The organism is bacterium (genome assembly GCA_028821235.1).
Lineage (GTDB): Bacteria > Actinomycetota > Acidimicrobiia > Spongiisociales > Spongiisociaceae > Spongiisocius.
In genome coordinates this window covers 181511-189500 of record JAPPGV010000089.1, presented here as the reverse complement: position 1 = coordinate 189500, position 7990 = coordinate 181511, and the positions used below count along the sequence as shown (strand labels likewise).

Here is a 7990-nt window from a genome sequence, read left to right as displayed (position 1 = left end):
TGGCCTGTTCCTCGGCCGGCTTGACGTAGTAGTAGATGTCGTCGAAGTCGATCTCATCCAGCAGACCGCCGCCGCCCCAGGTGGGCATGGGTCGCTGCTGGAACCGCCGGTATGCCTTGAGGCGGAAGTTGAGCATCCAGTCCGGCTCGCCCTTGATGAACGACATCTCGCGGATGATGTCCTCGGACAGGCCCTTCTCGGGCTTGAAGACGTAGTCGTCCTCGGGGTCGCTCCAACCCAGCTTGTAGGCGCCGAGGTCAATGTCAACTGTGGTCGTCATGGTGAGGCCTTCCCGCCGGTTAACTTAACAAGGCCCGGTCGTTCAGATGGATGTGTCCTGATGATACCAAGGCCCGGCCGGAATCAGGGCACGAAATGCAAGAGCGGGCGCTCCGGGCCTTTCGCCGGGTGGCGATGGGTTACTCGAACAGCCGACGGACTCGTGAATACTCTAACCTCAGACAACCTATCGCAGACAGCTAATGAATTCTACCTAGTAACAACCAGGAACTGATCACCTAGTGTTGGCCACACATGGACGAGCCGCGCATCGCCGAGCCCATTCTCCATGTGGACATGGATGCGTTCTACGTGGAGGTGGAGCGGCTCGACGACCGCGGGCTGGTGGGACAACCGGTGGTAGTCGGCGGCGCGGGACCAAGAGGAGTGGTCGCCTCGGCTTCCTACGAGGCCAGGGCTGCCGGTGTTCGCTCGGCTATGGCGATGAGCACCGCCCGACGGACATGCCCGGGACTGGTGATCGTTCCGCCCCGCCACCGACGCTACGGCGAGATCTCGGAGCGGGTCTTCTCGATATTCCGGGACTTCACCCCCCTCGTGCAGGGGTTGTCAGTCGATGAGGCCTTCCTGGATGTACGCGGTCTGCGCCGGCATTACCCGGACAGCCGCGCCGTGGCCGAGGCCATCCGGGCTCGGATCAGGAGTGAACTGCTCCTTCCGGCCTCGGTGGGCGCGGCCACCACCCTGTATCTGGCCAAGATGGCGTCCGGATACGCCAAGCCGGACGGCCTACACATCGTCACCGAGGGAAGCGAGAGGGCGTTTCTGGAACACCTTGACGTGCGGGAGCTGTGGGGGGTTGGCAAGTCCACCCGGAACAAGCTCGCCTCGATGGGGATAGCCACGGTAGGTCAACTGGCCCGAGCGTCCATCCCCCTCCTCCGCAGCCACCTGGGAGAGGCGACGGCGGATCACCTGCACCGCCTGGCCAACGGGATCGACGAGAGGGTCGTCGAGCCTCGCAGTGGTGCCAAGTCGATCTCGGTCGAGCAGACCTTCGAGCATGACATTTCGGGCATCGAGACCCTGCGCTCCCAACTGTTACGGCAGTCCGAGCAGGTGGCGTGGAGGCTCCGTCGGGCGGGACTCTCGGGACGTACGGTGTCTCTCAAACTCCGGTTTCCCGACTTCAGGACCATCACCCGCGCCGAGACACTGCCGTCCGCGACCGATGTGTCCAGGGATCTGTACCGGTCCTGCTGCCGCCTGCTGGACCGTGCCGGCGTGGGAGGCCGGCCCGTCCGGCTGCTCGGCGTCGCGGTCCGTGGCCTGCAACCCACCGAGGCGCCGCGTCAGCTGATGGCAGGCCAAGAGGAGCGCTGGGAAAACCTGGCGGAGACAGTGGACGACCTGAGAGTCCGTTTCGGTCGCCACGCCGTGGAGCCCGCCCGGCTTCGGAGTGGGGAATCCGATCCGCCCCACGACGAAGGAGGCTGAAGCGCCTGAAGCGCGCTAGGCGCGCTGGAATCCGAAGAAACCAGGGCTACCGCCAGGGGGTGTCGGTCGGCGTGACCGGCTCCGGAAGCATGGTCTCGCCCATGAGAAAGTGGTCCACCGCCGCCGCGCAGCTCCTGCCCTCGGCGATGGCCCACACGATCAGCGACTGGCCGCGGCCCATGTCACCGGCCACGAAGACCCCTTCGACATTCGTGGCCCATCGGTGGTCGCGGGCCACGTTCCCCCGGTCGGTCATCTCCACGCCCAGCTGCTCCAGCATCGGCGATCGATCCGGGCCGGCGAAACCCAGCGCCAGCAGCACCAGGTCCGCGCGATACTCCTCGGCTGAGTCGTCCACCTGCTCGAACGACAACCGGCCGTCAACCGACCTCATGTCGACCCGATGAGTCCTGAGCGCGGTCACGTGTCCGGCGGGGTCGCCCACGAACTCCTCCGTATTGATGGCGAACTCGCGCTGCCCGCCCTCCTCGTGGGCGGCCGACACGCGGTACATGAGCGGCCAGGTCGGCCACGGCGTCGCATCGGCCCGTTGATCGGGAGGCCGGGGCATGATCTCGAACTGGTGCACCGATGCGGCTCCCTGGCGGTGGGCGGTTCCCAGGCAGTCGGCGCCGGTGTCGCCGCCCCCGATGATGATGACCCGCTTGTCACGAGCGGAGATCGGGGTTGCGGACAGGTCACCCGCCTGTATCCGGTTGGACGGGGTCAGGTACTCCATCGCCTGGTGAATGCCCTCCAGGTCCCGGCCGGCGATCGGCAGGTCACGGGCCAGGGTGGCGCCACCGGCCAGGATCACGGCGTCGAACTCGTCCCGGAGCCGGTCTGCGGGCGGGTCGGCCCCGACATCGGCGTTCACCCGGAACCGGGTGCCCTCGGCTTCCATCTGGGCCACGCGCCGATCCAGGAACTGTTTCTCCATCTTGAAATCGGGAATGCCGTAGCGGAGCAGGCCGCCGATGCGGTCGTCCCGCTCGAACACGGTGACGGCATGACCGGCCCGGGTGAGCTGCTGCGCCGCAGCGAGCCCGGCCGGTCCGGATCCGACCACCGCCACGCTGTGGCCGGTCACCGTGGTGGGCATCACCGGAGTGACCCACCCCTCGGCCCAGGCCTTCTCGACGATCTCAAGTTCGATCTGCTCGATGGTCACCGGGTCGGAGTTGATGCCGAGCACGCAGGCCGCCTCGCAGGGCGCCGGACACAACCGCCCGGTGAACTCCGGGAAGTTGTTGGTGGCGTGCAGCCGATCGATGGCCTGGCGCCAGTCGTCTCGGTAAACGAGATCGTTCCAGTCGGGAATCAGGTTGCCGAGCGGGCAGCCGCCGCTGCAGAAGGGGATACCGCAGTCCATGCACCGGGAGGCCTGATCCCGGACCTGCGTGACCGGGAAGTCCTCGTAGACCTCGTTCCAGTCGAGCACCCGGAGCCCCACCGGGCGGCGCACCGGCATCCTGCGCCCGTGTGTGAGGAAGCCCCGGACATCACCCATGAGCCGCTGCCATGATCGCATCGAGCACCGGCTCCCCGGCATCCTCGGCCTGCCGGACCGCTTCACGCACCCGCTTGTAGTCATCCGGCATCACCTTGACGAAGCGCCGCACCTCGCGCTCCCATCGGTCCAGTATCCGGGCGGCGACAGCGGAGTCCGTTTCCCGGAGATGGGCGGTCAGCGTGCTGCGCAGGAAGGCCAGATCGTCCTCACCCAGCGGGTCGAGCGACACCATCTCGGTGTTGACCTGGCCGGGGAAGGAGCCGTCCCGGTCGTAGACGTAGGCGATCCCGCCCGACATGCCTGCGGCGAAGTTGCGGCCCGTACGGCCCAGGATCACCGCCCGCCCGCCGGTCATGTACTCGCATCCGTGGTCCCCGACCCCTTCCACCACGGCCACCGCTCCGGAGTTACGGACGCAGAAACGCTCCCCCACCACGCCCCGCAGGAACATCTCTCCTGAGGTCGCGCCGTAGAGGATCACGTTACCGGCGATGATGTTCTCCTCGGCCACCAGAGGGGCCTCCGGCGGGGGCGTGACCACGATACGACCTCCGGACAGGCCCTTGCCGACATAGTCGTTGGCGCTCCCGACGAGCCGCAGGGTGATGCCCCTGGTGAGGAAGGCGCCGAAGCTCATGCCGCCCATGCCGGTGAAGTTGACCGTGATGGAGTCGTCCGGGAGCCCGGCAGCTCCGTAGCGGCTGGTGACGTGGTAGCCGAGCAGGGTTCCCACCGCGCGGTTCACGTTGCGGACCGGCAGGTCCAGGGTCACCGGGGGACCGCCCGCCAGGGTCCCCTCCGCCAGCTGGATAAGGGTCTGGTCGAGGGCGTGGGCGAGGCCGTGATCCTGCTCGGTGGTCTGCCTCCTCGCCTGGCCGGCGGCCAGTTCGGGTACGTGGAAGATCGGGGTGAGATCGAGACCGTCGCTTTTCCAGTGGTCCACGGCGTCGCGCACGTCGAGCAACTCGGCATGGCCGATCGCCTCCTCCAGGCTGCGGAAGCCCAACTCGGCGAGCAGTTCCCTCACCTGCTCGGCTACGAAGCGCATGAAGTTGACGATGAAGCGAGCCCTGCCGTTGAAACGTTTGCGCAAGTCCGGGTTCTGGGTGGCTACCCCCACCGGGCAGGTGTCGAGGTGGCAGACCCGCATCATGATGCAACCGGAGACCACCAGGGGCGCGGTGGCGAAGCCGTACTCGTCGGCGCCCAGCAGCGCGGCGATCATCACGTCCCGGCCGGTCTTCAGCTGCCCGTCGGCCTGCACCACGATCCGGTCCCTGAGCCCGTTGAGCAGCAAGGTCTGCTGCGTCTCGGCGAGCCCGATCTCCCAGGGACCACCGGCGTGCTTGATGGAGGTCAGTGGGGAGGCTCCGGTCCCGCCGTCGTGCCCTGAGATGAGAACCACGTCGGCCTTCGCCTTGGCCACCCCGGCCGCCACGGTTCCGACGCCCATCTGGGCCACCAGCTTGACGTGGATCCTGGCCTCCGGGTTGGAGTTCTTCAGGTCGTGGATGAGCTGCTTGATGTCCTCGATCGAGTAGATGTCGTGGTGGGGCGGGGGCGATATCAGCCCCACCCCAGGTGTGGACATCCGGGTCTCCGCGATCCAGGGATAGACCTTGTAGCCGGGGAGCTGGCCCCCCTCCCCCGGCTTGGCTCCCTGGGCCATCTTGATCTGGAGGTCGTCGGCGTTCACGAGGTACTCGGAGGTGACGCCGAACCGGCCCGAAGCCACCTGCTTGACCGCGCTGCGCCGCAGGTCACCGTTGGGGTCGGGGATGTTGCGGACCGGGTCCTCACCGCCCTCCCCGGTGTTGGACTTCCCGCCGATCCTGTTCATGGCGATGGCCAGCGTCTCGTGCGCCTCCTTCGAGATGGACCCGTAGGACATGGCGCCGGTGGTGAACCGCTTCATGATCTCCGACGCCGGCTCCACCTCGTCGATGGGTACGGGAGTGCCTTCCCCGGTCTTGAACCGGAAGAGTCCCCGGAGGGTGCCCAGCCGTTCCGCCTGCTCGTCCACGAGACGGGCGTACTCGTTGAACACGTCGTAGCGACCGGCCCGCGTCGAGTGCTGGAGCTTGTAGACCACCTCCGGGTTGAACAGGTGGTACTCCCCCTCCCGCCGCCACTGGTACTCGCCCCCTCCGTCCAGGTCGCGGTGGGCGGTCTCGCCGGGGTTATCGGCAAACGCGCTCAGGTGGCGGTGGACCGCCTCGGCCGCGATCACGTCGAGGCCGATCCCTCCGATGCGGCTCACGGTCCCGGTGAAGTAGGGGTCGATCACCTCGGCGCCGATCCCGACTGCCTCGAAGATCTGGGCCCCGATGTACGAGGCGATGGTCGAGATGCCCATCTTCGACATCACCTTCAGGATCCCCTTGCCGGCAGCCTTGGCGTAGTTGGCATGGGCCTTGGCGGGGTCCATTCCGGCCAGGCCGTGACTGCCGCCCTCGATCATGTGGTCGATGGCCGCGAAAGCCATGTAGGGGTTGACGGCCGTGGCGCCGTACCCCAACAGGAGGCAAAGGTGGTGGACCTCCCTGGCGTCCCCGGTCTCGACGATGAGGCCGATACGGGTGCGGTTCCTGGTGCGGATCAGGTGGTGGTGGACGGCGGCCGTCGCGAGAAGTGAGGGAATCGGGACCCGGTCCGGGCCCACGTCCCGGTCGGACAGCACTATCGCCCACACGCCGGACTCGATCAGCCCGTCGACCTCCGCGCACACCCGTTCGAGGGCTTGGCGCAGGGAGTCGGCCCCACCGTCGGGGCTGAAGTGGCAGCTCACCACGGCGGCCTTCCCCCCGACCGCGGGAACCTCGTCCATCCGGAGGAGGGAGGCGAGCTGCCCGTTGTCGATCACGGGACTGTCGAGCTCGATCATGTTGCAAGAGCGGGGCCCCGGGCGGAACAGGTTGGACTCCGGTCCGATGGTCGTCCGCATCGAGGTCACCAACTCCTCCCGGATGGCGTCCAGCGGTGGGTTGGTCACCTGGGCGAAAAGCTGCTTGAAGTAGTCGAACAGGAGGCGGCTCCGCTCGGACAGCACCGCGGGCGGCGTGTCGGTGCCCATCGATCCGAGCGCCTCCTCTCCTCCGGCGGCCATGGGAGCGATCAGCATCCTCAGGTCTTCGTGGGTGTAACCGAAGGCTCGGAGCCGCTCCAGTACCGGAAGGTCGTCGCTCTCATCGGCGATCGCCTCGGGAAGCTCCCGGAGCCGGACCAGGCCCTCCCCCAGCCAGGCGGCGTAGGGCCGGGCCGTCGCCAGCTCGCTCTTTATCTCCACGTCGCGGACGATGCGGCCCCTGGCGGTGTCCACCAGGAACATCCTCCCGGGGCGGAGCCGGCCCTTCTCCACGATGCGGGATTGGGGAACGTCGGTGACGCCCACCTCCGAGGCCATCACCACCAGATCGTCATCGCTGACCCAGTAGCGGGAGGGACGCAGCCCGTTGCGATCGAGCACCGCGCCGATCTGCCGCCCATCGGTGAATGCGATAGACGCCGGACCGTCCCAGGGTTCCATCAGCGAAGCGTGATAGCGGTAGAAGTCCCGCACCGCCGGGTCCATGGTCTCGTGCTTCTCCCACGGCTCGGGGATCATCATCAGGACCGCCTCGGGCAGCGAGTACCCGCCCATGTAGAGCAGCTCCAGCACCTCGTCGAAACCGGCCGTGTCGGAGACTCCCGGGGTGCAGACCGGGAATACCCGTTCGAGGTCCGGAATCAGGTCGGTGGCCAGCAGGCTCTCGCGCGCTCTCATGAAGTTGCGGTTGCCCTGGATGGTGTTGATCTCGCCGTTGTGGGCGATCATCCGGTAGGGATGGGCCAGCGGCCACATCGGAAAGGTGTTGGTCGAGAACCGAGCGTGGACAAGGGCTATAGCGCTCTCGACCCGGTCGTCGTGCAGGTCGATGAAGAAGTCAGGCAGCTGCAACCCGGTGAGCATGCCCTTGTAGATGAGGGTCCTGGCAGACAGGCTTGCGAAGTAGACACCCTCATGCATGGTGGGGGCGCCCCCGATCGCCTCGCGGGGACGCCGGTCTCCCGGGCGCAGACGCACCTCGTGCTCGATCCGCTTCCGTACCACGTAGGCTCGCCGTTCCAGCGCCATCCCGGAAGCTCCGCTCCCGTCGATGAACACCTGCCACATGGCGGGCATGGTCTTGCGGGCATCACTTCCTATCACGGACGGATCGGTCTGCACCTCCCGCCAGCCGAGCACCTCGAGACCCTCGTCGGCCACGATCCGCTCGACCTCCCGGATCCCCGCTGCGGTCAGATCATCCTGGTCGGGGAAGAAGGCGATGCCCGTCGCGTAGCGGCCGGCCGGAGGGAGTGCGAAGGGAACGGCGGCCCTGAGGAAACGATCGGGGACCTGAAGCAGGATGCCGGCGCCGTCGCCGGTGTCGGGGTCGGATCCGGTGGCACCGCGATGGGTCATGTTCTCCGCCGCCCCCATCGCCAGCGCGACGAGATGGTGGCTTCGTCGCCCCTTCAGGTCCGCGACGAAGTTGACACCGCACGCCTCATGCTCGAACTCGCTCCGGTACAAACCGGGCATCAACTTCTTCTCCCCCATCGCATCCTGATGACAACTCCTCCGGCAGTGCCAGGAGGGTGCTAATCGGCCGCGAAGCACAACCGGGACGGCCTCCTCGAACGGACGACCGAATCCGTCATGCTAGGCGGGTACTCAGGAATGTCCAGTTAACCCCGTGGCCGGCAACCGAACCCCGA

At 67.1% G+C, this 7990-nt stretch carries 4 protein-coding genes; 1 reads left to right on the top strand and 3 read right to left on the bottom strand.

What is annotated here, in order from left to right; genetic code table 11:
* The coding region (locus OXK16_10880; protein ID MDE0376454.1) for a Fe-S cluster assembly protein SufB at positions 1–280 on the bottom strand (280 nt) is incomplete at its 3' end.
* Positions 281–534: 254 nt separating this feature from the next.
* On the opposite strand from OXK16_10880, the gene OXK16_10875 reads away from it, so the two are divergent.
* Positions 535–1737 (top strand): DNA polymerase IV, encoded by a 1203-nt coding sequence (locus OXK16_10875; GenBank protein MDE0376453.1) that lies wholly within the window; start codon positions 535–537, stop codon positions 1735–1737.
* Between the two features lie 46 nt (positions 1738–1783).
* Here the strand turns inward: OXK16_10875 and OXK16_10870 are convergent, their stop codons facing one another.
* Together OXK16_10870 and gltB are read right to left on the bottom strand one after the other, a co-directional pair.
* On the bottom strand, positions 1784–3247 hold the full coding sequence (locus tag OXK16_10870) for a glutamate synthase subunit beta (protein MDE0376452.1): 1464 nt from the start codon (positions 3245–3247) through the stop codon (positions 1784–1786).
* Positions 3240–7832, bottom strand: coding sequence for a glutamate synthase large subunit (gene gltB / locus OXK16_10865; GenBank protein ID MDE0376451.1), 4593 nt, complete (start codon positions 7830–7832; stop codon positions 3240–3242). The genes OXK16_10870 and gltB overlap by 8 nt, the downstream gene beginning before the upstream one ends.
* Between the last annotated feature and the right edge of the window lie 158 nt (positions 7833–7990).